We start from the raw sequence: 25,990 nt of genomic DNA on the forward strand, positions 1-25,990 counted from the left end.
GCCATATATCCCGGCGTATGGAATCGGGTTGTCCAGTCGGTACCGGGTCGAAACCTCCGACCAGCGATTATGCGAAATCGAGTGCGCTCAGGTCACGTTCACATGCCGTCAACAATGCGGGTCGCCGTTGCGCCGCCTGCCGCAAGTGCGCCTCCAATTCCCCTACCCTGCGGTCTGTTTCGACCATGCGCGCGGTACTGGTCCACAGCACCCGTTCGGTGAGTCGTTCCTCCGCCTCCACCAGTGCCGTGGCAACCCGCTGCTCCAATTGCGCCTTCACGTTGACCAGCGCGTCTGCCACCCACTGCCGTAAATGAGCGCGCTCAGCGAGTTGCCGGCGAGCCCGCACCACCCAGCCCGCGGCGGCCACGCCGAGCACCAAACCGACCGGAACGATTGCGTATTCGGCCGCCTCCCACCACGCCAGCGGAACCACCGCGAGCCGCCCCGCGCCGAACCCTGCCGAGCCCCCTAACGCGATCATCAGATGATCTTCGACACCCCGGCACCTGGGTTCAGGATCCGGACCCACCCGGGGCCGCCGATCCCGCCACCCGAGGGCGCTCCCGGCGGGCAGATCGGGCGGCACCGAATCCGGTGCGCGCACCGCCTCGGCGAGCAGCCGATCCAATTCGGCGAGGCGGCCGTGCGTATCGCGGTCGATATCCCGTGTGATCTTTTCCACCGAATCCTGCAACCGCTGTGGATAACCGGCGTGCGCCCCGCGCGGCAACCGCTCGATCTCGGCGCGGGCCGCGGCGTTCAACCCGCGAATCCGGACGCCCGCCTCGTGCAGCAGATCCACCCGCGCCAAATGCAGCCGATTCCGGATCATCGCCATGGCCGTTCCGCGACCGCCGTCGTTCACCGCCAGCAATGTCGCCCGCTCCGCCCGCAGCGCCGCCACATCACCGCCCGTGCGCAATTTCGCCAGCTCGCCTTCGATCCGCGTGCGCGTCTCCGCGACCACCCGTTCGCGCACGATCCCGGCCTGATCCCGCACGGCCCCGGCGCCGACGGCCGCCACCAGCCGGGCGTGCAATTCCCCGATACCGGACCGATCCCCCAGTCCCGCATCCCCGTTCATGCGCGCCACCACCGCCATGCGCGCCGAAATCGGGACGATCTCGACCGGCTCGCCCTCCGACAGCAACTCGATGGCCCGTTCCCGCACCTCCCGCCATTCGGGGTGCGCATGGAATCCGGCCAGTGCGAACACGATCCGAGTGCCCGCACCGCGCAACCGTCGCACCGTCCCCAGCATCTCCCGCCCGATCAGCGCTCCCGCGTCGAGCACCACGCAGGCCACGGCCGCCGGTCGGCGCGGTTCGTGACTCTCCACATCGGCCGTCAGCAACTCCACACGCGGTGTGTGACCGGCCAATTCGGCCCGCAGCAGCGGGATATGCACATCGTCATCCACAATCAGCGCCACCGCTGCGTGGGAGACCTGTGCACAACTTCGCATTGCCAGTAGCAATGCCATCCCGTGCGGATTCCAGCGCGTCACAATCGCTTCCGCCAGCGCGGAAAGACCCGTCGGCCGCACCTCGGACACCCGAGCTGCGGATAGCGGTTCGGGTGGTGGCAGCGTTCTCTCGACCGGCGGCAGATCCAGTGCGAAAGGGAGCGGGGCCATTCCGTTCAGGGGTTCGGGTTCACGATCCAACACTCGTTATTCGTTGCGAGGGGCGGACCGGGTGGGGAATTCGGCGACCGCGCCCGCGATTCCGCCGCCGCCCGTTCATAAAGGTGATGGAGTGCCCGATAGATGAGGTCTATTCCACTGGCGGAGTGCAGGATTTGCAGTAGCGGTTGCGGGGCCAGATCGGGGGCGTGCCGCAGCGCGGCGAGGGCGCAGGCGACACCGTGCAGATCCCAGCGCTCCAGCAATTCCCTGCGAGCCGGTACATCCTCGGCGACGGCCGGGTCCGCGAAGAGGTCCGCGGTGAGCGTGAAGGCCGGATCCGCGCTGTCGCGATGGCGGCGCAGGGTGCGCAGATCCGCCTCGGTGAACATGCCCGCACGGGTGTGCACAGCCAGGGAGGCAACGGCGGGAAGGGTGTGGATACCAAGGGTTTCGCTGTGCCGGGCAGCAGCCTGAGCTGCGTCGGACCACCGGGAACCGATGGCATCGGCCTTGTTGAGAACCACCAGGGTGCGGTCCGGGCGCAGGGTTTCGAGCACACGGCGGTCAGCGGCACCGAGGGTGCCGGGCAGGACATAGAGGATGAGATCGCCGTCCAGGACCGGGTCCGGATGTCCGGGATCGTCCACCGGCGCGGTTTCCTCGGCGGTGGTGAGGGACAGCGCGTTTCGCAGCGTGGACTTACCCGCGCGGGCGCGACCGCTGACCTGGATACGCGGTGATCGCCCGGTCGGCACCGGGCGAGCCTAGTCGTGGCGCGAGCGGACCGAACCGCATTCGCCACAACCCGCCCGGTCTGCCGGAACTGCCCGGTGCGGGCGGCACGACATCGCGGGATCGGACCGGCACGAGCGCGTGTCGCGATGCGCTCGAGTGAGACCGCGCGGTCCGACCTGTGCGGTGAGAAATCCTCGTGAAGTGCGGGTTTATCTGTGCGACAGCATAATTCGGTGCAACTGCTCTTCACAGACACCGCGATCTCACCTAGGGTTTCGATCCGGTCGGCTACCCAGGCCGATAACGGCGACGGCGGTTCCCCCCGGGGAGTATCCGGCGGCCGAACTCACACAGGGAGACTCGTCATGACTGTCACCGCTGATGTCACGGCCCCGGCCGATTACCCTGCGGGACAGCTCGATTCGCCCGCGCTCCCGATCGCGACCGCACACCGCCCCGGCGCGGACACCGTCGATTCGGCTGTAGCGCAGCGGGGTTCGGGCGTGGAATGGCGCACACCGGCCGCGGGCCGCCCGCTGCCGCCGAGCTCGGATCCATTCTTCCGCGCGCCGAGCGGGTTCGCCGCGCAGGATCCGGGAACCGTACTGCGCAGTCGCCCTGTGGAATTGGCGCTGCTCGGAGTGATTCCGCAGCAGGTCACGGCGTGGCAGCTGCTGTATCGCAGCAGCGATCTGCACGGCGATCCGGAAGTCGCGGTCACCACGGTGCTGCTGCCCAAGGGCGCGAACCCGGACGCGGAACGACCGCTGCTCGCCTTCGGAGCCGCCATCGACGCGGTGACCGATCGGTGCGCGCCCTCGTACGCGTTGCGCCGGGGTGCGCTGTCCCCCGGGTCGATCACGCAGTTGGAGTGGTTTCTGGTGGCGAACGCGCTGCGCCGCGGCTGGGCGGTGACGATCGCCGATCATGAGGGCCCGCACGGGAATTTCGGGGCGGCACGGGAGCCGGGCTACCGCACGCTCGACGGGATACGCGCGGCGCTGCGGTTCGCTCCGCTGGGGTTGCGCCCGGACACCAAGATCGCGGTGTGGGGGTATTCCGGTGGTGGCATGGCGAGTTCGTGGACCATCGAGATGGCGCCCGGATACGCGCCGGAGCTGAATATCGTGGGCGCGGCGCTGGGCGCCCCGGTCGGCGATCCGCGCGAGGTGTTCCTGCGGCTCAACGGTGGCCTGTTCGCCGGGTTCCCGGCGATCGTGATCGCCGCCCTGGCGCGCGTGTATCCGGCCATGGCCGAGGTGATCGACAGGGATCTCACCGAACAGGGCCGTCGGCTGCTCGATCGGGTGCGGAGTCTGGGCCCGATCGCCGCCCTGCCCTGGCTGGTCGGCAGCCGGTTGGAGAATTACCTGCTGCGCCCACTCGACGAGGTGCTGCCGGAGCTGGAGGACATGTTCGACGACATCCGGCTCGGCGGTACGGCTCCGGCCTGCCCGGTGCTGGTGGTGCAGCCCGTGCATGATCAGGTCATCGATGTCGCGGGTATCGACGGTCAGGTCGAGCGCTATCGGGAGGCGGGCGCGGCGGTCTGGTACATCCGTGATCGCCTGAGTGAGCATTTCTCACTGCTGCCGCTGGCGACTCCATTGAGCCTGGATTGGCTGGCCGATCGGATCGCGGGAAAAACTCTCACAGAACCCACAACCAAGACCATCTGGTCGGTGGCGCTGCGTCCGGAGCATTGGCGCGGCCTGGTGGAAATGGCAACTACCGCAATGCGTGTCACGCTCGGACTGCCCCTGACAGCGGAGTCGGAGCAGGTCACCGCCGAGGCGCCGGAGCTGGCGGCCTGAGTGATGGCGCACGCCCGAACGCGTGGTCGATCGCTGCGCTGATTACTCAATACTGGACAATGGACGCCGTGAACGACGCCGCGAACCCCACTGCCGAGCCAGTCCCCGGACCGCGGTCCGCCGATCTCAATGGTGACGCCGATCACCCGGTCGAGGGCGTGCCCCGCGCGGTGGGCGGCAATCGCCTGTACCCCCGGGTCACCAGTTTCCGTTCGCGGCGCGGCGCGCTGACCCCGCCGCAGCAGGAGTCCTGGACGCGGATGTGGCCGCGCATCGGCGCGGACGTCTCCGATAAGCCGCTGGACGCCGATGCCTGGTTCGGCCGCTCCGCCCCGCTGATCATCGAGATCGGTTGCGGCACCGGCACGGCCACCGCGGCCATGGCGCAGGCCGAGCCGGAGTTCAATCTGATCGGCATCGAGGTCTACAAGCCGGGTCTGGCGCAGTTGGTGCAGCGGGTGGAACGCGAGAACATCGAGAACATCCGGCTTTTGCGCGGTGATGCCGTGGACGTACTGGAAAACATGATTGCTCCGGAATCGCTGACAGGTGTTCGCGTGTTCTTTCCGGACCCGTGGCCGAAGGCGCGCCACCATAAGCGCCGGCTGTTGCAGCCCGCGACGCTGACACTTATCGCGAGTCGGCTGATGCCGGGCGGCGTGTTGCACGTCGCGACCGATCACGCCGATTACGCGGAACACATTGCCGAAGTAGGCAAGGGAGAATCCCTGCTCATCGGCATGAATGAGGCCACGGGTGGGGACTCTTCGCGGTATCTTGAAACCGCACCAATCGGTTTCGAACGTCCGATTACCAAGTTCGAAGGAAAAGGACTCCGCGCGGGTAGCGCCATCACGGAGTTCATCTGGGGGAAGATCGAGTCATGAGCGTCAGTGAGATGGCCCCGGAGGTCGCGGATGTTGCCGAAATAATGCACGGCACTGCTTCGTCCGAACTAACGGGCACCACGGGCCTTTCCGGCAGCAGTACCGACTTCCGTCGGGTACTGCTCGTCTGGGACGCACCGAACCTGGATATGGGACTCGGCGCCATTCTCGGCGGACGGCCCACCGCCGCATACCGTCCGCGTTTCGACGCGCTCGGCCGCTGGCTGCTCGCGCGCACCGCGGAACTGTCGGTCGGCAGCCGCCAGCGCGTGGAACCCGAAGCCACCGTTTTCACCAATATCGCCCCCGGTACCGCGGATGTGGTGCGGCCGTGGGTGGAAGCGCTGCGCAATGTCGGTTACGCGGTTTTCGCGAAGCCCAAAATCGACGAGGATTCCGACGTCGACAGCGATATGCTCGGCCATATCGAGCTACGCCGCCGCGGCGCGGGCCTGGCCGGAATCATGGTCGCCTCCGCCGATGGTCAGGCGTTTCGCGCACCGCTCGAGGAAATCGCCGCCGCCGGCGTACCCGTCCAGGTATTGGGATTTCGCGAGCACGCGAGTTGGGCGGTCACGTCGGATATTCTCGAGTTCATCGATCTCGAGGACATCCCGGGCGTGTTCCGTGAACCGCTGCCCAGGGTGAGTCTCGATTCGCTGCCCGACGAGGGAGCCTGGCTGCAGCCGTTCCGGCCGCTGTCGGCATTGCTCACCTCCCGCCCCGCTCAAGGAGTCGCTTAGTGTTCACCCGCTGGGGCGACCTGGTCTACAAGCTGCGCTTCACCGTTCTAGGTGTAATGGTGGCTGCCCTGCTCTCCCTCGGTGCTTTCGGGCTCGGGGTCGAGAGTCACCTGAGCTCCAGCGGATGGTTCGATCCCACGTCGGAGTCGACAAGGGCCTCGCAGCTGCGGGACTCGGCGTACAGCCGCGACCACACCAGCGATGTGGTGCTGCTGTACACCGCGCCCGAGGGCAAGACCGTCGACGATCCGGCGTGGAATCAGAAGATCATCGACAGCCTCAACATGCTGCCGAAGAAGTACCCGCAGATCAGCAAGGTCAATGTCGCACCCTGGAAAACCGATACCGGAAACCAGGTCGCGCAGACGGTGAGCACCGATCGCAAACACGCGTTCGCGACCGTGGCCCTCAACGGCAACAACGACACCGAGATGCTGCAGGCATACGGCGCGGTGCAGAACGCGTTCGAGATTCCGGGCGTGACGGTCGAGGTCGGCGGTCTGCAACCGATCGCCTACACCTTGAACAACACCATCGCCAGCGATGTGAAGCGCATGGAGATGCTGGCGCTGCCCGCCGTCGCGGTGCTGCTGTTCTTCATCTTCGGTGGAATCGTCGCGGCCGCACTGCCATTGATCATCGGTGGCCTGACCATCATCGCCGCCAACGGCATGATCATGGCGCTGACCAAATACACCGAGGTGAACTCGTTCGTCTCGGCCGTGGTGTCGATGATCGGCTTGGGTCTGGCCATCGATTACGGCCTGTTCATAGTGAGTCGATTCCGCGAGGAATTGGCGGAGGGCTATGACACCAGGTCGGCTGTGCGGCGTTCGGTCATGACCGCGGGACGCACGGTGACATCCTCGGCGACCATGATCATCGCGGCCAGCGCGGGCATGCTGCTGTTCCCGCAGGGCTTCCTGAAATCGGTCGCCTACGGAACCATCGCCGCGGTACTGCTGGCCATGATCACCTCGCTCACCGTGCTGCCCGCACTACTGAGCATTCTCGGTCCGCGCGTGGACAGCTTGAGCCTGAAGTGGATTCGCAAAACCAAGACGGCCGAAGAGGTCGAGGCCGGATTCTGGGGCAAACTCACCGCGTGGGTGATGAAGCATCCGCTCAAGGTCGCGGTACCGCTGACCATCGGATTGCTACTGCTCATCATCCCGGTGAAGAATCTGCAGTTCGGCGGAATCTCGGAAACATATCTGCCGCCGACCAATCCGGTGCGATTGGCGCAGCAGCACTTCGACGAGACATTCCCGCTGCGAAAATCCGATCCGGTCCAGTTGGTCATCATCACCGATAACTCCAAGGACATCGGGCCGATCCTGCAATTGGCGAACAAGGCTCCGGGTCTGGTCAAGAACGCCCAGTTCGGGATTCCGGCCAAACCGCCCGCGGGGTCCAATGTCTGGTCCTCCGATGCGACCGTCGAGGACAGTACCCATCCCGAGGCGACCGTCGACTATCTGCGGTCGATGCCGGTGCCGGACGGCGTGGAGGTATTGGTCACCGGCCAGCCCGTACTCATGATGGACAGCCTCGATTCGCTGCTGAGTCGAATGCCCTGGATGATCGGCATAGTCCTGCTGGTCACCACCATCCTGATGTTCCTCACCTTCGGTTCACTGGTGCTGCCGTTGAAGGCCGCGCTGATGAGCGCGCTCGGACTCGGATCGACACTGGGCATCCTGACCTGGATATTCGTCGACGGTCACGGTGCGTCACTGCTGAACTTCACCCCGCAACCGATTACCGCGCCGGTGCTGGTGCTGATCATCGCGATCATCTACGGCCTATCGGTGGACTACGAGGTATTCCTGCTGTCCCGCATGGTCGAAGCGCGCAGCCAAGGTGCGAGCACGACCGAGGCGGTGCGCGCGGGCACGGCCCAGACCGGTCGCATCATCACCGCGGCGGCGCTGATCCTGCTCGTCGTGACGGGCGCCTTCGCCTTCTCCGATCTGGTGATGATGCAGTACATCGCCTACGGCATGGTGGCGGCGCTGTTCATCGACGCGACCGTGCTCCGCATGCTGCTGGTGCCCGCCACCATGAAGCTGCTCGGTGACGACTGCTGGTGGGCTCCGGCCTGGATGAAGAAGATTCAGCAGAAGATCGGACTGGGCGAGCCCATCCTCGATGATGAGCGGCCCGGCGGCGGTGAAGTGGTCGACCTGGTCAAGACCACGCCCATCACCGATCCGGTCACCATGCAGATTCCGGCGCTGACCGATTCCGCCGCGCTGCGGCTGCGCAAGCCGCGGCCCGCACGCAAGATCGACATCGACAGTGAGGCGCCCACCCAGCGCATCGGCAAATCGATGCTCAACAAGCCGGTCGTGGACGTCACCCCGAAGCCGGGGGCCGCGAGCGCGCCGCCGAACGCCGAGAAGTCCTTCCCCGCACCGCAATCCGCCCCGATCCCGGGCAACCCGCCCACCCCCGGCACGGATTCCGGCGGGTCACTGACCAACCTCGGCGGCACCCCGCCGACCAGTCCTGCCGATCGCGGCCCGGCCGCCAATACCGGTGCGGCATCCGGCAATAGTGGTCCGGTGGCTAGCAATCCCGGTCCGGCGGTAGGCAATCGCGGTGTGGGGTCCGGCGAATCGGGCGCGGGCTTCCGCGCACCGTTGCAGGAGCCCCCGACCACCGATTTCAGCGCCGCGAAGCCCGCTAGCGGCACCGAGTCCGGCGGCCCCGCCGAGCGAGCGTCGAACGGTGTTCCCGCACAGGCGGATAACGGGAGCCACGGCGGATTCCCGGCACCCGACTTCAGTCCGGTCGCCGGAACCGGTGTGACGCCTCGAAACCTCGGTTCCGGAGCGATGCCCCCGGGCAGCACCCCGCCCGCCGGTTCCGATGACTCGGCGCGTGCCGCCTCCGGTACACCGCCGAAGCCCGACGCTCCGCAGAACGGATGGTCCACTCCCGGCGCGACTCCGCACGGCGGGGCCGGACAGGGTGAGGCCCCGCAGGGCGCAGGTCAGCAGCGTGGCGCCGGGCAGAGCCCGATTCCCTCGGTCTCCGCTCCGGCCGCTCCCCCGGCATCGGCTCCGGCCGCGCCGCAACAGGATTCGCCGCCCGCCGCAGCGCATCCGGTGGGCGCGGAGCGGGTGCTGCCGCCGCCTCCGGCGTCGAAGTTGCCGCCGCATCCGGCCACCCGGGCGCAGCTGTACCAGCCGCACGAGGCGGAGGAGCTGCTGGAGTCCGAATCCGATGAGACGCAGCCGCATCCGGCTCATCACGCGGCCGAGGATCAGCCGCAGCAGGGTCCCGGGCGCAGCAGCATCGAGCAGTGGATGTCCGATCTGCGTACGGCGCGCAAGCGCCCCGGCAAGGCCGAAGCCGAGGACGTCGACGACGAGGGCAAGCATCGCGGTGGCGACGGCCGCACCGTGAGCGTGAACGAACTGCTCCGCCGCCAGAACCGCGACTGAATCAGCCGCGGTACGAACGAAAAGAGCCCGGCCGAGTCATCGACTCGGCCGGGCTTTCTCGTATCTGCGCCACCTACTCATCCAGCCGACTACGGCCCGGAAAGGCCGGCACATCGGCGGGACCGGTTGTGCCGCACGACATCAGCCGTGCGGCACCGGTCCGGCGGGTGCGGGTCAGCCGCGCGGGGCGGGATCCGCGGCCTCGGCGAAGGCGCGAGCGTAGCGGGTGCCGACCAGCAGCAGGAGGACGCCGACCACCAGGAAGGCGGCCGCGCGGAGCAGGCCGTCGAGGGTCGCCAGGTCGAACAGGAACAGTTTGGCCAGTGCCGCCGCGGTGAGCAGCAGGCCCCCGGCGAGCGCGGCCTTAGCCGCCTGCGGGGTGCGGCCCAGCCTGCGCAGTCCGAACAGCAGTGCCGCGGTGGCGGCGGCCATCCAGATCACGGTGGCGATGCCGTGGCCCGCGAGGAAACCGTCATCGCGGCCGGTGGCGACGCCGATCGACACCGCCAGCGCGGTCACCGCGTACAGGCCCGCGATTCCGCCGACCACCGCCACGGCGGTCGCATCGCTTTCCCGTGTGACCAGCCCCAAGCGCCGGGCGCACCAGCAGGCGGCGGCCAAGGCGGCGAGCGCGGACAGCGCGGACAGCGCGGTCGAAATACCAAGGCGCTCTTCGGCATAGAACTGATCGGACAGGGTGGCCGGACCGGCCTGATCCAGCAGCGCGATCATGCCGATCACCCCGAAGGCCGCACCGATGCCCGAGGCCATCCGCGACCGCTGCTGTCCGCCCGCGCCCAGGAAGCCCAGTGCCACCAGGAACAAGCCGATCGGCAGCGTCTGCGCGTTCGTCACGCCGGCGCAGGTCTCCAGTACCGCGAACGCTCCGGCGACCGCCGTGACGATCGTCAGGTGTCCCGGAATCCGCACCCGCTCAGCCAGTTTCGGCATCCACCGCGATGCGGCGAGCCCCAGCAGCACGATCGCGAATCCCGCCGAGATCGCCACGGCGGTGCGCCGCTCGAACATGGCCGGCGCGGCCAGCAGCGGCATGGTCGCCACCGCGCAGGTCAGGCTCGCCGCGATGTCCCCGGCGCGCTGCCGCACCACCGCCAGCGCGCTGACCAGCCCCACCGCCGCAATGACAATGGCCGCCGCCAGCACCTGGTACCGCTCCCCGCGTGCGGCCTCCCCCAGTCCCGCCGCGGCAATCGCGACCAGCGTCGCCAGCACGGCCGGAATCGTCCGCACCACATGCAGATACGGCCAGTCCCGCACCAATTGCACCGGCGCGGCGGCGATCTGCAACACGATCAGGAACGCCAGCAGCGCGAGCTCGGTGGTGATCACCGGCGACAGCAGCGCCGCCCCGATCATCACCATGACCGCCAGCCCCTGCGACCCCCACCGCATGGCCAATGCCACCCCACCCGCGGCGATCCCCAGCGCGATCCCGTATCCCACAACGGGATTCACCCATCCGTAGAGGGTCGTCATCGCGACGACGGACAGATATCCCCCTGCGATACCCGTCGCCGCCAGCGCGACACCGCCCACCTGCCCTCCGGCCTTCCCGTGCACGCGCATCCCGATAGCCACCAGCGCGCCCGAGAATGCCGCCCCCACAACAACTCTCGGCACCGGCCCGAAGAACCCGGCCTGCGCCGCCAGCACCAGCAGCATCACCACGCCGATCAGCGTGACGCCCACCCCGGCCACCGCCAGCACCCGGCTGACCACCCCTTCCCGCTGCCACCACGGCGCTCGCCGCTCCCGCACCGGCACTCCCCTCCGCTGCTGCTGCGCGAGCGGCGGCATCGCCCGATACCCACCCTGCGGCTGACTCCCCATCCACCCCGCACGCCCCGCCCCATATCCCGGCTGACCAGCGGCATAGCCGGGCTGGCCGACCCCATATCCGGGCTGACCGCCCCCGTATCCGGGCTGTGCCACCCCGTGCCCGGGTTGGGCGACTCCGAAGCCGGGCTGCCCGGCACCAGGACCCGGCTGTCCGTAACCCGGAATGGTTCCCGGCCCCGAAGGCACGGCCCCACCGCCCGGCGAACCCCAGCTCGCGGTGCTTCCCGGCCCCTGCTCCCCAGCTGCGGCCTGTCCTCCGGCAGTCGGCGGCATCAGCCCCGCGGGCGGTGGAACGGGTGCTCCTGTATCAGCGGCAATGTCCGCACCACGGGCCGAAACCGGCTCCGCCACCTGACCCGGGGGCGATGTGGCGGCACCGGATAGCTCATCCCCACCGCGCACGGGTCCGCCCGGAACCGTGCCGGGTGCGGGCATGGGAACGCCCGCTGCCGGTGCGGCAGCGGGTGGGGTCGGTGGAACGACGGGTTGTGCGGGACGCGGGGCGACGACCAATTGGCTGCGCAGGACGTCCAGGTCGCGGCCGAGGATTCCCATGTGTTCGCTGAGGGAGGTGAACTCGGTCGACAACCGTGCGATCAAACGGGGATCGATGGCGGTGTTCATGCCGATAATGCTCGCCACCTGCGCCTTCGGCGGGATGAGTAGAAACACTCGGGCACGGCCCGGGTCCTACTCGATTACTCCTGAGTGGCGGCACGGCCCGTGCGCATTCCCGGTCGCGGTGTGCGCGCCGCCCAGGGTCAGGCGGATTGAGCCTGTGCGTCCCGGGTGATGGTGGCGCGGATCTCGGTGGTGATGCGGGCGGGGTCCTCGAGCATGGGGACGTGGCCCAGGCCGGGGAGGGGGTGGATCTCGAGGGTGGGGGTGGGGGTCAGGGGTGCGTAGAGGTGGGGCGGGAGGACCCGATCGAATTCGGGCAGGAGCAGGGTCGCGGGGACCTGAATCGAGGACAGGGTGGTGAAACCTATTGGGAGGGCAGGATCTTCGGCCAGGTCATCGAGGATGGTGCAGTGCGCGGGGGCGGCGGCCATGGCGCGGGCGAGGTGCGCGGGAACCGTCGCGGGATTGTGCGCGAGCAGGGGAAGCAGCAGGCTGCGGATCATGGTGGGCAGCGCCGGTGGGGTGTCCGAGCCGAAGCCGATCAGGGGGCTCATACCGCGGAATTTGCGGACCAGGGCCGCGGATGACGAGGGCTTGTCCCACAGACCCGCCGGGGAGATGGCGGTGACGGTGCGGGCGCGCCCGCGGGCGGCGAGTTCCAGGGCGATCCAGCCGCCGAGCGAGTTGCCGACGATATGCGCTGTGGGCCAACCTGTTTCGTCGAGCAGCGCCTCGGCCCAATCGGCCAGGGCGGCGACGGTGGCGGGGTGGTGCGCGGCGGGGCCGCCGTGGTGGCCGGGGAAGGTGGGGGCCAGGATGTCGTGGTCGGCGCGCAGATCGTCGATCACCGGGAGCCAGGATTGCCAGGTCAGCAGCACGCCGTGCAGGAGCAGCAGCGGTGCGCCGCGGCCGGTCCGAAGAAATGGTTCCGGGGTCGAGTCCGCTGAGCCGCCTGCCATGGGCGTGACGATACCTGCCGGGACGGGGTGTCGCCGAAACCGATTCGGGACGGAATCACGCCCCGTTGAGGAACTTCTTCCACTGGGTACCGAAGGGATGCTTGGCATTGACCGAGCCGAATCGCACCTTGCCGTGCACGACCAGATGCAGCGGCCCCATGGGCGGTCCGGTGCGCACCTTGTTCTCGGCGCTGCCGCCGATCAGATCGAGGCCGTTCAGGTCCACGGTGGCGTCGGCGGGCACGACGAGTTCCAGTGAGCTCAGGTAGTCGTCCACCCGGATCTCCACCACCTGGGTGGACATGATCGCCTGGGTGAAGTCCAGTCGCACGCTGCCCATGAACGATTCGACCAGCAGGGTCTGCGGCACATGCCAACTGCCATTGCGCTTGACCCCGGACAGCTTGGCCCGGATGACATTGCCCGGTGCGACCGGATGCGGCAGCCGCGGCCCGTACTGCGGCCGGTTGTAGCCGAATTGCGGCCGCGGCGCGTAGACGAACTGCGGCGTCTTCGGCGCGGGCTGCCCGGCGAGCCGGATGCCCGGCAGATCGACCAGCACCGCGTTGAGTTCACCGCGGGTCTTGGCGGCGAGCGCGGTATCCATGCGCTCGGTGAATTCCCCCAGCGACAGCATGCCCAGGCCGACCGCGCGCTGCAGCAGTCGTCCGACGTGTTCGCGTTCTACATCCGATACCCGCAGGTCGCGTTCGCCCACCACGGCGGCCTCGACACCGGGAACCACTTCAGGACCTCCCATGTTTTCGAGGCTACGAGCCGATCGGCCGTCGCGCATCAGGGCAATCCCTGAATCCGCACCCTATTCGCCGTCCAGGCCCTGTTCGATGGCATAGCGGGTGAGTTCGACCCGATTGCCGAGTTGCAGTTTGCGCAGGGTGGACTGCACATGGTTCTCCACGGTGCGATGGCTCAGGCTCAGGCGGGTGGCGATCTGCTTGGCGGACAGCCCTTTCGCGACCATGCGCAGCACTTCGGTCTCGCGGTCGGTGAGCGCGGGCCGGTGCGGTTCGTCCCGGTCCGGCGGGGTGTTGGCGATGCGCCGGTATTCACCGAGCACCAGGCCCGCGAGGCCGGGGGTGAAGACGGCCTGACCGGCGGCGGTGGCGCGCACGGCGTCCACGAGTTCGGTGGCGGAGGCGCTTTTCACCAGGTAGCCGATGGCTCCGGCCTTGATGGCGTCGAGCACGTCCTCGCGTTCGGCGGAGGCCGAGAGCACCAGTACGCGGGTGCGCGGGGAGACGCGCAGCACCTCGGCGGTGGCGTCCGCGCCATTGCCGTCGGGCAGCTGCATATCCATGAGCACGACATCGGGTTGGACGGCGGCGGCGCGGCGCGCGGCGGTGGCGACGCCGTCCGCGGTGGCGAGCACCTCGAATCCGGCTTCGGCGAGGTCGCGGGCCACGCCCTCGCGCCAGATCGGGTGGTCGTCCACCACCATGATCGAAATTCGTTCGCCCGCGGTGCTTTCGGACACGCTCGCCTCCCGATTCCTGTTACCGATGCCGCCGGGGGACCCGGAATTCCCATTCGGCCCCGGACCCTTCCTCGCCGTCGGCTTCGAAGAGTAGGTGCGCGGTGCCGTCGAGGGCGGCGATGCGCCCGATTATGGAGCGTGAAACGCCCATGCGGCCTTGGCCTTCGGCTTCCAGCAGCCGTCCGGGGCTGATGCCGGGTCCGTCGTCGCGCACGCTGACGATGAGTTCGTCGCCGGTATCCTCCAGCAGCACATAGGCTTTCGCGCCGGGTCCGGCGTGCTGGGCGACATTGGCGAGTGCGGCGGCGACGGCGGCGGAGATCTCCCTGGCCTCGAAGCGCCCGATGGGGACCGGCTCGCCGGGGGTGGAGACCAGCACCGAGGTGGTGGCCTGCGCGGTGAGCAGCGGCCGCAGATCCTGTTCCACGCCACCGGTGTCCGCGCGCCCGCCCTGTTCGGAGAGCAGCACCCGCAGCGCGACTTCCTGTTCACCCGCGCGCTGCGCCAATTCGGCTGTCGGCCCGCCGATTTCGGTGCCGCGCCGTTTGATGTAGCTGAGCACCTGGAGGACGCCGTCGTGCACTTCGCGGGCGAGCCGTTCGCGTTCCTGCGCGGCGGCGGTGAGCCGCACCGCGCGCTGCAATTGCTGTTGGGCGCGGTGCGCGGTGTTGGCGGCCAGGCCGATCGCGAGTCCCACCGAAACCAGAACCGGCGCTGTGGCATCGCGCCAGATGTCCAGATCCCAGCGGGCGCGCGCACTGAGAATCGCTGCCGCGATGAGGAATCCGGAGCAGATGCCGCCGAACGGCCCCCACAGAATGGCCGCGGACATCACGGCATTGGCCGCCCACAGTGTGGTCGGCAGCGTCTGATGCCCGTAGTACCAGTCGAAATCCGCGACCAGCCGGGTCGCGAAGATGAGCGCGATGACGACCACGTGATCGCCGATCACGACGGTGGTGCGCACCTGACGCACATTGTGAATTCGCCACTGTGACAGCAGAATCGCCGACACCCCGGTCCACACCGCCATGAGCGCGATGAACACCCAGCTCAATCGCTGATTGGTGTAGTGCGAGACCGAGGCGAACTGCTGTCCGATGGCGTACAGCAGGGTGATGAGCCGGAACGCCTGCGCCGCCCGCCACAGCGGGGCGGTGGCGGCGTCGCCGGGATCGGGTTCAGTCCGCGGAGTCACCGGTGGCCGGGGGTTCGGCGGTATCGGCGGACTTCACATCGGATTTCACCGTGGGAGGGGCCAATTGGTAGCGCCCGGGATCGGGTATGTCCGGTTCGGCGGCGAACATGGGTTGATGCGGATCACCGGTGTGCAGCTCCTGGTAGAGCTCCTCCGGTGAATCCGCCAGCAGCGAGCGAATCGCGGTATTGAGCGCCGCCACGAACGGCACCGCGAGCAGACCGCCCGCGATACCGGCGAGCACCACGCCCGCCGCGATGGCCAGCACCACGGCCAGCGGATGGATGCGCACCGCGCGCCCCATCAGCAGCGGTTGCAGCACATGCCCTTCCAGCTGCATGACCGCGACGGTGATGCCGAGCACGATGAGTGCGGTGACCGCGCCCTTGGTCATGAGCGCGATGAACACCGCCACCGAGCCCGCGATGAACGAGCCGATGATCGGAATGAACGCGCCGATGAAGACCAGCGAGGCCAGCGGAAGTGCCAGCGGCACACTCAGAATGGCCAGTCCGGAGCCGATGCCGATGGCGTCCACCGCCGCCACCAGCACGGTGGCGCGCACGAATCCGGTGAGGCTGCCGAAGCCGAGTCGTCCGGCCGTGCGCACGCGTTCGCGGTTGCGGGTGGGGATGATCCGGGTGATGAACTCCCAGATCTGATCGCCGCCGTAGACGAAGAAGATGAGGATGAACAGCGTCAGGAAGGTCCCGGTGAAGAATTCGCCGATGACGGTCGCGGTGGTCAGCGCCCCGTTGGTGAGTGAGTCCTGATTGGATTCGATGGTTTTGACGATGGTGTCGCCCGCATTGCGAATCTGCTCGTTGGACATGTGCAGCGGACCGTTGATCAGCCAGTCCTGGATCTCGTGCACGCTGGATTTGAACTCGTCGGACAGTTGCGGCACACCGGTGACGAACTGTTCCACCACGAAAGTCATGATCCCGGCGAGCAATCCGAGCGATCCGACCAGCGCCACGAATACGCCCAGCGAGCGCGGCACCCCGAGGCGCTGCATCCAATCCACCAGCGGTGACAGCAGTGCGGCCCCGAGCAGTGCGATGGACAGTGGAATGGTCACGGTGGATAACCGATGCGCCAGCCAGGCCAGTGCGTAGACGGCCGCGAGAATGAGCAGTAGTCGCCAGGACCATTCCGCCGCCTCGCGTACCAGCGGGTGCACCGCGTCCGCGGCAGGCCGCCGAACCTTGCCCGGTTTGCCGGATTGGCTGGCCTCTGCCCGCACATCGCTCACGATCGCGAGCCTACTGGGTGACCGACCGACTTGGCCGCCCATAAACCCGTGCCCCGCGTTCGGCGACGCCCCGGCCATTCGAAACGGCTCGGCTCGGTGTTCCCAAGAGTTAACGCCGCCCGAACTGTGCGCCAAAGTCGCGGAGATGCGGAACCGCTAGATTGGTCTCGTGTCAGCGCCCCTGGAAGCGGTCAAACAGACCATGCGAACCCGCTGGCCGCTGTACCTCGCATCGATGCTCGCGGCCAACGCGTTCGGTGCCGTGCTCGTCTGGGCGTTCATTCAGTACGGTTTGCCCGTTCCCGAAGGTGGCTCGAGTGCGACACGGCAGACCGGGCTGTTATTGCCCGCGCTCGTATTCATTGTCGGCGGTCTGCTCAGCCTGAGCGCCTCGGCGTTCATGCTGCGGCCGGTGATGCGATGGCAGGTGCGCGGCGGACCGCCGTCCCGGCAGGAGCAGATGGCGGCCCTGCACGCGCCGCTGCGGCAGGCCATCGTGCACCTGGTGCTGTGGCTGGTCGGCGGCGCGGTGCTGGCGTCGGTGATCATCGTGCGCACGCCGGAGCTGGCGGCGGCGGTGATCGTCACCGAATGTATGGCCGCCACCATTGTTTTCGGCTTCACGTACATGCTCGGCGAGCGAATTCTGCGGCCGGTGGCGGCCGAGGCGCTGACCGTCGGCGCGTTCGATCACACGCTGACCGCGGGCGTCGGCACCCGAATGGCGATGACATGGGGAATGGGCACGTTCGCCCCCGTGATCGCCATTGTGCTGTTGTGCGTCACCCAGATTTCTTCGCGCGTACAGTTTTCCGCGCAGTCGCTGGCGATTTCGATTCTGCTGTTGTGCGGTGTGGTGATCATGCAGGCGCTGGCGCTTTCCATGCTTACCGCGGCGAGTATTTCCGATCCGATTCGCCAGCTCAGCCAGGCTATCGATCGCGTGCAGGAAGGCGCGCGCGATGTGCAGGTGGAAGTTTTCGACGGTTCGGAAATCGGACTGCTGCAGGTTGGCTTCAACCGAATGATGGGTGAGGCGGCCAAACGCCGCGAACTACAGGAATTGTTCGGCCGCCACGTCGGTGAGGATGTGGCCCGGCGCGCGCTGGAGTACGGCACCGAACTCGGTGGTGAAACCCGATTCGTCGCGGTGTTGTTCGTGGATATGGTCGGTTCCACCGCGACCGCCGCGGAACGCCCGCCGACCGAAGTGGTCAGTCTGCTCAACGAGTTCTTCCGCATCGTGGTCGATGTGATCGACCGGCACCACGGGCTGATCAATAAATTCATGGGTGATGCCGCGCTGGCCATCTTCGGCGCACCGCTGGACCGCCCGGACGCGCCGACCGCGGCCCTGGCCGCCGCCCGTGAGCTGCGCGAAGCCCTGCGCGAGGTGCCCGGACTGGATATCGGTATGGGTGTTTCGGCGGGTTTGGCGGTGGCCGGGAATATCGGTGGCGCAAATCGTTTCGAGTACACCGTGATCGGTGACCCGGTGAACGAGGCGTCCCGGCTCACCGAACTCGCCAAGGATCGCCCGGAACGCGTGCTCACCTCCAGTAGCGCTCTCTATTTCGCCGATACCGAGGAACAGCGGCATTGGGAAACGGGTGAGGAAGTCCAGCTGCGTGGACGCCGCCGCAAAACCCGGCTGGCCTGGCCGAAACAAACTAGCGACCAGTCGGATGCAGACGAGGAGACCGCCCGTTCGTTAGGGTGAGGTTGTGACGGCCCATGGTGAGCTGGCCGGCGAACCTGCGCCGCCCGCGGAGAACTCGCGCCGCGGCAGGTTCTGGTGGGCCAAATGGGTGCTCGGAGCCGCGCTCGCGGCCCTGCTGATTTCCGAGGGCGCATATCTCTATCCGCGGCTGCACGAATCCTGGAAGAACCTCACCGAAATCCATTGGGGCTGGGTCGCGGCCTGCGTGGTTATGCAGGCGCTTTCCATGAGCGGATTCGGCCGCATCCAGAAACAACTGCTGCACGCGGGCGGCGTCGAGGTGAGTCAGCGCAAATCGGTGACCGTGGTGTACGGCGCGACCGGTATGGCGCTGACACTGCCCGCCGGACAGGTGTTCTCCACCGCCTTCACCTATCGGCAGACCCGCCGGTGGGGTGCGAGCCCGATCGTGGCGTCCTGGCAGCTGGTCATGTCCGGGGTGGTCGCCACCGCCGGATTGACGCTGCTCGGCGTGTTCGGCGCGGTACTGGGCGGGGACAGTATCGGCCCGGCCAAGGTGATTCTGTCGCTCGGCGCGGTGGCGGTGCTGATCTGGGCGTTCAACTACGTGTCCAGGCATCCGGGCACGATGGAATCGCTGCTGCATCGAATCCTGCATCTGATCAACAGGATTCGGCGCAGGCCCGCCGAGGCCGGGGTCGAGAAACTCGCCGAGGTGCTGCACCAGCTGGAATCGGTGGACCTGGGCAAGAAGGACGGCGCACTGGTCGCGGCCTGGGCCGTGGTGCATCGGCTCGCGGATGTGGCGTGCCTGGGCGCGGCCTGTTACGCGGTGGGCGCGGATCCCCGGCTGGCCGGATTGATGCTGGCGTTCGCGGCCGGAAAAGCGGTGGGCACCATACCCTTCGCGCCCGGCGGCATCGTGTACGTCGATGCCACGCTGATCTATTCGCTGACCGCGGCGGCGGGATTGCCCGCGGCGCAGGCGGTCGCGGCGGCGTTCCTGTACCGGCTGGTCAGCTTCATCCTGGTGGCGATCATCGGCTGGATCGTCTTCCTGTTCCTGTTCCGCAAGCCGCAGGCCGATGACGCGGAGTACGAGAAGGAGTTCTCGCAGCGCGGCGGCACCCCGCTGATCACCGATCGCCGTCGCCCGAATTCCCCGCCCGCGGAAGGCTGATCGACCCGCGTCCCACCGGACCGGCGTGCCGCACCGCCCGGATCGCGAGGAGTGTCCCTGCACGGGGCGCGCCGACGCCGCCCGATAACCTCGTGCCCGTGAAGAAATTGGTGCCGTTCGGCGTGGATGTGGTGCTGGTGGTCGTGTTCTGCGCGATCGGGCGGCGCAGTCATGACGAAGCGGTGCTGGCGGGCATGCTGCGCACGGTGTGGCCGTTCGCCACCGGCCTGCTGCTCGGCTGGGTGATCGCGATCGCGGTCGCCTCCGGGCGCGAGGGCATCAGCGCCGCAAAGCGTTTCGACGGCCGGGTGCTGTGGCCGACCGGCGTGATCATCTGGCTCAGCACGCTGATCGGCGGCATGCTGCTGCGCGTGGTGAGCGGTCAGGGCACCGCGGTCAGCTTCGTCATCGTCGCGGCGACCGCACTCGCCCTGTTCCTGCTGGGCTGGCGCGCGGCCATCAAAGCGCTGGGCTGATCCGAACTCTCTGGGCTGTTAGTCCGGAGTCGCGAGGGACTGGAGCAGTCGGGCCGCCATGCGGGCGGTCGCGTCCGGGGCGTCGATATCGTCGATGTGGATGGCGAAGGCGAGATCGCCCATGGTGGCGATGAGCCAGCCGTTATTGCCCGCGGTGGCCGCGTACGCCTGCACGCCCTGATACCTGTTGAGGCTGACCAACTCCGGTGCGCCCGCGCCGTCGCGCAGCATGGTGCGCAGCCGGTCGGTGACATTGCCGGGCAGGGCGGGCAGATCGGCCTCGGTGGTGGCGGGGACGCCGATGGTGATCATCGGTTTCGGCACCTGGCCATTGGCGATGGCGGCGGCCGCGATGGCCATACCCCACGGGCTGGCCAGCAGTGAGTCGGCGGCATTGCCGCGCCCGACCTGTTCGGCGGCGTTCTTGCCGGTGGGCAGGCGGCCGGTGGTCTCGTCCAGGCCGGGCACCTTGAAGTCCAGGCCGACGCCGAGCTGACTGGCCGCCTCGGCCGCGTCGCCGACCGAAATGTCCTGTGGCGCTTTCTGCTTGGTGAGCGCGGCCATGTTCTTGAACAGTTCGATCATGCCGCCGACCGGGTACAGCCCGGTGAACGCGACCGATCCGTGCTCGCTGGCCTGGCTGTTCTGCGCGGCCGCGACGATCGCGCCGCTGGACGGCTGGATGGCCACGATCGAGGACGGCGTGCCGTAACTCACCACGGCATCCTCGGCGGCGCGTTGCAGGCGCTGATCCATGGTGCCCGGAATATCCGGTCCGGGCGGGCCCTGTTCACCCGCGAGCTGGGTGACGAAGGTGCCGTCGGGTTCGAAGAGCTGCACGCCCCATCCGGCGCGCGCATCGTTGTTGTCCTGCCACACCTTCCGCATGGAGTCCAGCAGCGGCGACCAGACGCGGCGGTCGGCGGAGATGAGCCGGGGCTGCTTCTCCATGACCACGCCGGGGATGGCTCCCATGCGGTCTTCGAGGATATTGAAATCCCCGTCGCGCAGGTTGACCGCGACGACCGGTTTGCCCTGGGAGGCCGACAGTTGTTGCAGCAGCACCGGTCCGGTGATGAGCGGGGCGACCGGTTCGATGGCTGCGGCCAGCGCATTGCTGGAGCCGACCGGATCGCCGGTCCTGGTGGGATCGAGTTTGATGACGTTGATGGTCTGCTCGGTCATGAGCGGAGCGCCGACGATGTCATTGACGTGCGGGGCCGGGGTGGCGTAGGTGCGCACCAGCTTCACGGTGCGCTTGCTGTCCAGCTGCGGGATGACCAGGGCGGGATCCCACGAGATGCGCCAGCCCACACTGAGTTTGCGGACGGTGCCCTGCAGGTCGTATTTCCAGTCCCGCTTATCGCCGAAGTTCCAGGCGGCCGTCATGCTGAACAGTCCGGTATTGCCGTCGAGGCCGATGAACTGGGTCACCTGGTAGTCGGCTTTGCCTGGATTCAGGCCGCTGAAAACTTGCTTCAGCGTTGCCGAAGCACCGTTCGGGTAGGACGTCAGCCGCGCCGCGCCCTCATAGTCCTGTTTGTCGAGCAGGCTGGAGAATCGCTCGACAATCGCTTCCGCACCGGTCGACCGTTCCCGGAAAGCACACGACCCCATCGCAATCGCGATAGCCAGCACCACCGCGAGCACGATCGCGCCACGAATCCGGAAGCGGCGGGATCCCCACACATCCATATCGCCCACTCTTCACTCTTGCCACATCAGCAACAGGACCACGGTACCGCGTTCACACCACCCGCGGTGCCACCTTTCCACCAGGCGTACACGTATTGAGCACCACCATAGTGCCGATTTCGGTCGACATGGACCACTTACATGATCACCGGTCGGTTACGGCCCCTGGCACATTCGCGCCCTGACCGGACCGTCCAGTCCCTTCCGATGGCGCGGTTGCGCAATCGCGCAGCGCCGCGTGTCGAACCCCGTTCTCCGAGAGCGGAATCCATTCGGCCGGAAAGAACGTAACGTTGTAATCAGAATTACAACTCCAGACAGCAAGTGAGAGTGACCGCCATGAAGTACGGACATCGCGGACGTGAATTCGGCCGCCCCGGCGGCTGGCAGCAAGCCGACCTGCCCGACGCCGCAGACGCTTCCGACTGGTTCGCCGGAAGGTTGCCAGCGGAGTGGTTCACCGGACCCGCAACCCTCGAGATCGATCGCGACGAAATCGTCGTCGTCGGCGAACTCCCCCTCCCCGCTACCGAACCCGCCGACGCCGACACACCGGCCGACGCGCCCGCCGAAGTGCCGAAGGCCACCCGCGAGGGCCTGGTCTCCCGCTTCCGGGAATCCACCCGCGCCGCCCGCATGCAGATCGCACAGGAGGCGCAGGCCCGCTACGGCCGCAGCGTCGCCTGGGGCGTCACGGTCGGCGATGAGCGAATCCTGTTCACCCACCTGGCGGTTCCGGTCATGACCCGGCTCCGTCAGCCCGAGCGCAAAGTGCTGGACACCCTCATCGACGCCGGTGTCGCGCGCTCCCGCTCCGATGCCCTGGCCTGGACCGTCAAGCTGGCGGGCAAGCACGCCGAGGAGTGGCTCGAGGAACTCCGCGGCGCCATGCGCAAGGTCGACGACCTGCGCTCGGAGGGCCCGCGCGGGCTCTGAGCCTGCTTATCGCAGCGAGGCAATAGGATCGGACCCATGGCTGACACCGTGGGTCCGATCCTCGTTCTGAATGGGCCGAACCTGAACATGCTCGGCCTCCGGCAGCCGGAGGTGTACGGCACCGACACCCTCGACGACATCGTGGCGCTGTGCAACAAGACCGCCGAGCGGTTCGGGCGCGAGGTCAACACCTTCCAGTCGAACTCCGAAGGCGCGCTGATCGATCGAATTCACGCGGCCCGGCGTGTCGAGTCCGGGATCGTCATCAATCCCGGCGGCCTCACCCATACCTCGGTCGCCCTCCGCGACGCCCTGGTCATCCCCGAGGTGCCGATCGTCGAGGTGCACATCAGCAATGTGCACGCCCGCGAAGAGTTCCGCCACCACTCCTTCGTCTCCCCCATCGCCACCGCGGTCATCGCGGGCATGGGCATCCAGGGCTACGCCGCCGCGATCGAATTCCTCGCGACCCGCTGATCCGGAACGGCGCGAGGTTCAGTACCGGCGCGCCGCGTTACGAGAGTTCTGCGCGATCACCAGGCGCACGGCGACGAAGCCCGATCCGAGAATCGCGACCACGCCGAATCCGAGTTCGAACCAGCCATCCCCATGATTCGAGGATTGCTGCTCGGAGTAATCGCGAGTGCTGGAATGACTACCGTTTCGCAGCTCTTCGCACCTGTCCCCGGCGTGCATGACCTGCCCGCCACATTTCACCTGGTGATCATTGAGCGAGTTGATCCCGCTCACCACCCCCGCGATGCCGAGCACCATCCAAAACACAACTGCCAGAATAGTTTTCATCTGGTAATTCCCCCGGGTACATATTTTTCATCGAGCGTCCGAACTGTAACAGGACGGCCCGACAGCCGGGATCCGGTTCAGTCGCGGCCGCGCAGGACCTGGTAGACCGGCACGGCCTCGCCCGCCTCATCGGTGGCGGTGATGGCCTTGCGCCACAACGACTGTGCGGTGCGCGAGAGGGTGGCGTCGACGCCCGCCTCCTCGCTGGCGTCGATGATGTGCTGTGCGCCCGCGTCCATCATGACCAGTTGGGAGCGGTCGCCCCAGCCGCCCGCCTTGGCGGCCGCCGCGAAATCGGTCATGAAGAAGGGGAACGCCTCGTTCGAGCGCAGGGCGTACGGGAGGAAGCGGTCGATATCGTTGCCGGAGTTGGCGATCAGGGCCAGGGCCTGGTCGTAGGCCAGCATCCACGGGTGGAAGATGGTCAGCAACGCCTGGTAGAAGACCTGTGCCAGACCGTCATCCGCACCCAGGTACTCCTGCGGGCTGAGCGGGCGCAGCAGCTCGGCGTGCGCGTCGAAGACCTCCTTCGGACCGCTGTAGAAGACGTACGAGGCCGGGTGCTCGATATTGTCGCCCGCCGACATGAAACCGCCGGAGATGAATTCCGCACCGTGCGAACGCACCCAGGCGCCGCCCTTGCGCGCCGCGTCCGGGGAATCGGAGGACAGGTTGGCGATCACCTTGCCCGCGAGATGATCGGTGGCCTGGCCGAGCACGTCGTACATGGCGGCGTAGTGGGTCAGGCTCAGGATCGAGACCGCGTTCGCGTCGAGCGCCTCGGCCACGGTGGCGGCCGGCTTCGCGCCCAGTTCGACCATGGCGTCGACCTTGGCCCGGCTGCGGTTCCACACGGTCACCTCCACCCCGGCCTGCAGCAGGGCCCGGACCATGGCCTGGCCCATCGGCCCCAGGCCGAGTACGGAAACGGAACGTAGCTGCTCAGACATGGTGTGTCCCTTCGAATCCTGTGCCGATCGGTCATCGGCGACGGATTCGATCGTGTCCCCGATCGACGGGCTCGGGAAGACCGCACGTTCGAGTGTGGTTGCTTACCTCGAGGTTCGAAATACGGTCAGGAGGACGCGGTGCTGAATTCGGGTGACACGGATCACCAGGTGTGCGGTATGTCCATCGCCATCGACGTGGTCGGCGGCAAATGGAAGATGCACCTCATGTGGGCGCTCGGCGAGGGGCCGCAGCGCTTCGGCGAAATCCGCCGCCTGCTGTCCGGGGTGAGCGAGAAGGTGCTCGCGGAAAACCTGCGCCACTTGGAGGCCAGCGGTGTGGTGCACCGCGAGATCTACCCGGAAATCCCACCGCGCGTGGAATATTCGCTCACCCCCATCGGCCAGGAGCTGAACCGCGCCCTGAGCACCCTCGAAAAATGGGGCAACGATCACCGCGACCAACTCACCGAACGCACTCCCGCACTGGCGGTCTGACCACCGTCAGCGCACGATCCGCTCCCCGATCCGCCGCACCAGTTCGGCGGCATCGGCCATGCAGCGGGCCGGGTCCGGTTCGAGGTCGGTGAGGGCGTAGGCGGCGGTGAATCCGGCCGCGCGCAGTTGGTCCGGGGTGAGTTGGACGCGACCGGCGACGGCCACGATCGGGACTCCGGCGCGGCGGGCGGCGGTGGCAACGCCCATGGGGGCCTTGCCATTCAGGCTCTGGGCATCGAGGGAGCCCTCACCGGTCACCACCAGATCGGCTCCCGCGAGCTGCGCCGGGAAATCCACCAGGTCGAGCACCACGTCTATGCCCGAGCGCGGGACCGCGCCCAGCACCGCCATGGCCCCGAAACCGGTGCCGCCCGCCGCACCCGCGCCGGGTTTGCCCGCCCATTCCGGGCCGAGCAGCATCGCCCAATTCGACAGGGCCGCTTCGAGAGTCGCGACCTGTTCCGGTGTCGCGCCCTTCTGCGGGGCGTACACCGCGGCCGCACCGTCCGGTCCGAGCAGCGGGTTGTCCACATCGCTGGCGAGGGTGATGCGGGTATCGGCCAGCGCCGGATGCAGACCGCTCCGATCGACCCGATCGCCGGGACCGAGAAGTGTTCCATTGCAAGGCAATTCGTTGCCGAACGCATCGCGAATACGCAAGCCGAGCGCTTCCAGCATGCCCGCGCCACCGTCGGTGGAGGCACTGCCGCCGAGACCGAGCACGATCTCGCGCACACCGTGATCCAGCGCGTGCGCCATGACGACGCCGAGACCGTAGGTGTTCGCACCCAGCGGATCCGGTTGTCCGCCGGGCAGTTTCACCAATCCCACGACCGCCGCGAGTTCGATCACCGCGATATCGCCGCGCCGGGCGTACGCGGTGGATACGGGCACACCCGTAGGCCCGGGCGCTTCGAGCGCGATCCGCTCCCATCCGGCGGCGAGGAACGCGTCGACCGTCCCGTCGCCGCCGTCCGCGACCGGCAACCGCCGCACCTCGGTACCGGGGGCGGCGCGTTCGATACCCGCCGCGAGCGCCGCGGCCACCTGGGCGGCGGTCAGCGAACCCTTGAATTTATCCGGGGCGAGGATCACCCGGCGCGGTCCGGCGTGTGTCATTTCCA

22 protein-coding genes are annotated in these 25,990 nt (G+C 67.7%); 10 read left to right on the forward strand and 12 right to left on the reverse strand.

From position 1 onward, the window contains the following. Nucleotides 1–67: 67 nt before the first annotated feature. Together ACFC0O_RS23235 and ACFC0O_RS23240 are read right to left on the reverse strand one after the other, a co-directional pair. A complete protein-coding gene (locus tag ACFC0O_RS23235) occupies nt 68–1,672 on the reverse strand; it encodes a hypothetical protein (protein WP_375961117.1) in 1,605 nt (534 codons plus the stop codon). Continuing rightward, complete coding sequence (locus ACFC0O_RS23240) at nt 1,645–2,385, reverse strand: hypothetical protein (RefSeq protein WP_375961119.1); 741 nt, start codon at nt 2,383–2,385, stop codon at nt 1,645–1,647. The genes ACFC0O_RS23235 and ACFC0O_RS23240 overlap by 28 nt, the downstream gene beginning before the upstream one ends. Before the next feature lie 345 nt (nt 2,386–2,730). Between ACFC0O_RS23240 and ACFC0O_RS23245 the strand changes: the two genes are divergently transcribed. The 4 genes from ACFC0O_RS23245 to ACFC0O_RS23260 are packed head-to-tail and all read left to right on the forward strand — an operon-like array spanning nt 2,731 to nt 9,261. Further along, nucleotides 2,731–4,179: a lipase family protein gene (locus tag ACFC0O_RS23245; RefSeq protein WP_375961121.1), complete on the forward strand. Its 1,449-nt coding sequence runs from the start codon at nt 2,731–2,733 to the stop codon at nt 4,177–4,179. A gap of 59 nt (nt 4,180–4,238) precedes the next feature. After that, on the forward strand, nt 4,239–5,066 hold the full coding sequence (trmB, locus tag ACFC0O_RS23250; protein WP_375961124.1) for a tRNA (guanosine(46)-N7)-methyltransferase TrmB: 828 nt from the start codon (nt 4,239–4,241) through the stop codon (nt 5,064–5,066). After that, the gene (locus ACFC0O_RS23255; protein WP_364636430.1) at nt 5,063–5,809 is read left to right on the forward strand and encodes an NYN domain-containing protein; all 747 of its coding nucleotides are present in this window, start codon (nt 5,063–5,065) and stop codon (nt 5,807–5,809) included. The genes trmB and ACFC0O_RS23255 overlap by 4 nt, the downstream gene beginning before the upstream one ends. Further along, nucleotides 5,809–9,261 (forward strand): MMPL family transporter, encoded by a 3,453-nt coding sequence (locus ACFC0O_RS23260; protein WP_375961127.1) that lies wholly within the window; start codon nt 5,809–5,811, stop codon nt 9,259–9,261. Before ACFC0O_RS23255 ends, ACFC0O_RS23260 begins: the two co-directional genes overlap by 1 nt. Before the next feature lie 174 nt (nt 9,262–9,435). Here the strand turns inward: ACFC0O_RS23260 and ACFC0O_RS23265 are convergent, their stop codons facing one another. The 6 genes from ACFC0O_RS23265 to ACFC0O_RS23290 form a co-directional block, all read right to left on the reverse strand. Then, nucleotides 9,436–11,745 carry a DUF2339 domain-containing protein gene (locus ACFC0O_RS23265; protein ID WP_375961129.1) on the reverse strand — a complete coding sequence of 770 codons (2,310 nt, stop codon included), beginning with the start codon at nt 11,743–11,745 and terminating at the stop codon, nt 9,436–9,438. A 137-nt stretch (nt 11,746–11,882) separates the two neighbouring features. Continuing rightward, the gene (locus ACFC0O_RS23270) at nt 11,883–12,701 is read right to left on the reverse strand and encodes an alpha/beta fold hydrolase (protein ID WP_375961131.1); all 819 of its coding nucleotides are present in this window, start codon (nt 12,699–12,701) and stop codon (nt 11,883–11,885) included. A 55-nt stretch (nt 12,702–12,756) separates the two neighbouring features. Continuing rightward, a complete protein-coding gene (locus ACFC0O_RS23275; RefSeq protein ID WP_375963756.1) occupies nt 12,757–13,419 on the reverse strand; it encodes a DUF1707 domain-containing protein in 663 nt (220 codons plus the stop codon). A 102-nt stretch (nt 13,420–13,521) separates the two neighbouring features. Beyond that, on the reverse strand, nt 13,522–14,160 hold the full coding sequence (locus ACFC0O_RS23280; RefSeq protein ID WP_375963758.1) for a response regulator: 639 nt from the start codon (nt 14,158–14,160) through the stop codon (nt 13,522–13,524). A gap of 55 nt (nt 14,161–14,215) precedes the next feature. Continuing rightward, nucleotides 14,216–15,394 carry a MacS family sensor histidine kinase gene (gene macS, locus ACFC0O_RS23285; protein WP_364636438.1) on the reverse strand — a complete coding sequence of 393 codons (1,179 nt, stop codon included), beginning with the start codon at nt 15,392–15,394 and terminating at the stop codon, nt 14,216–14,218. Then, on the reverse strand, nt 15,378–16,640 hold the full coding sequence (locus ACFC0O_RS23290; RefSeq protein WP_375963761.1) for an AI-2E family transporter: 1,263 nt from the start codon (nt 16,638–16,640) through the stop codon (nt 15,378–15,380). Before ACFC0O_RS23290 ends, macS begins: the two co-directional genes overlap by 17 nt. 211 nt (nt 16,641–16,851) lie before the next feature. Between ACFC0O_RS23290 and ACFC0O_RS23295 the strand changes: the two genes are divergently transcribed. From ACFC0O_RS23295 to ACFC0O_RS23305, 3 genes are all read left to right on the forward strand, one after another. Then, nucleotides 16,852–18,369, forward strand: coding sequence for an adenylate/guanylate cyclase domain-containing protein (locus tag ACFC0O_RS23295; protein ID WP_364637910.1), 1,518 nt, complete (start codon nt 16,852–16,854; stop codon nt 18,367–18,369). Nucleotides 18,370–18,373: 4 nt separating this feature from the next. Then, a complete protein-coding gene (locus tag ACFC0O_RS23300) occupies nt 18,374–19,510 on the forward strand; it encodes a YbhN family protein (RefSeq protein ID WP_364636440.1) in 1,137 nt (378 codons plus the stop codon). A gap of 98 nt (nt 19,511–19,608) precedes the next feature. Beyond that, entirely contained in the window at nt 19,609–19,986 is a 378-nt protein-coding gene (locus ACFC0O_RS23305) for a DUF3054 domain-containing protein (protein WP_364636442.1), read from the forward strand. A gap of 18 nt (nt 19,987–20,004) precedes the next feature. On the opposite strand, the gene ACFC0O_RS23310 is transcribed toward ACFC0O_RS23305, so the two are convergent. After that, a complete protein-coding gene (locus tag ACFC0O_RS23310) occupies nt 20,005–21,681 on the reverse strand; it encodes an NTF2-like N-terminal transpeptidase domain-containing protein (RefSeq protein WP_375961136.1) in 1,677 nt (558 codons plus the stop codon). 339 nt (nt 21,682–22,020) lie between these two features. Between ACFC0O_RS23310 and ACFC0O_RS23315 the strand changes: the two genes are divergently transcribed. Continuing rightward, on the forward strand, nt 22,021–22,617 hold the full coding sequence (locus ACFC0O_RS23315; RefSeq protein ID WP_364636446.1) for a hypothetical protein: 597 nt from the start codon (nt 22,021–22,023) through the stop codon (nt 22,615–22,617). A gap of 36 nt (nt 22,618–22,653) precedes the next feature. Next, nucleotides 22,654–23,094 (forward strand): type II 3-dehydroquinate dehydratase, encoded by a 441-nt coding sequence (aroQ, locus tag ACFC0O_RS23320; protein WP_364636448.1) that lies wholly within the window; start codon nt 22,654–22,656, stop codon nt 23,092–23,094. A gap of 18 nt (nt 23,095–23,112) precedes the next feature. On the opposite strand, the gene ACFC0O_RS23325 is transcribed toward aroQ, so the two are convergent. Both ACFC0O_RS23325 and ACFC0O_RS23330 read right to left on the reverse strand, forming a co-directional pair. Beyond that, a complete protein-coding gene (locus tag ACFC0O_RS23325; RefSeq protein ID WP_375961139.1) occupies nt 23,113–23,400 on the reverse strand; it encodes a hypothetical protein in 288 nt (95 codons plus the stop codon). A gap of 98 nt (nt 23,401–23,498) precedes the next feature. Next, nucleotides 23,499–24,371 carry an NAD(P)-dependent oxidoreductase gene (locus tag ACFC0O_RS23330; RefSeq protein ID WP_375961142.1) on the reverse strand — a complete coding sequence of 291 codons (873 nt, stop codon included), beginning with the start codon at nt 24,369–24,371 and terminating at the stop codon, nt 23,499–23,501. Nucleotides 24,372–24,548: 177 nt separating this feature from the next. On the opposite strand from ACFC0O_RS23330, the gene ACFC0O_RS23335 reads away from it, so the two are divergent. Next, on the forward strand, nt 24,549–24,866 hold the full coding sequence (locus ACFC0O_RS23335) for a winged helix-turn-helix transcriptional regulator (protein ID WP_375963764.1): 318 nt from the start codon (nt 24,549–24,551) through the stop codon (nt 24,864–24,866). A gap of 6 nt (nt 24,867–24,872) precedes the next feature. Here the strand turns inward: ACFC0O_RS23335 and ACFC0O_RS23340 are convergent, their stop codons facing one another. Then, nucleotides 24,873–25,985, reverse strand: a complete 1,113-nt coding sequence (locus tag ACFC0O_RS23340) for a glycerate kinase (protein ID WP_375961144.1) — start codon at nt 25,983–25,985, stop codon at nt 24,873–24,875. Nucleotides 25,986–25,990 lie beyond the last annotated feature (5 nt).

Origin of the sequence: Nocardia sp. NPDC056100, assembly GCF_042266325.1 — a bacterium.
GTDB lineage: Bacteria > Actinomycetota > Actinomycetes > Mycobacteriales > Mycobacteriaceae > Nocardia.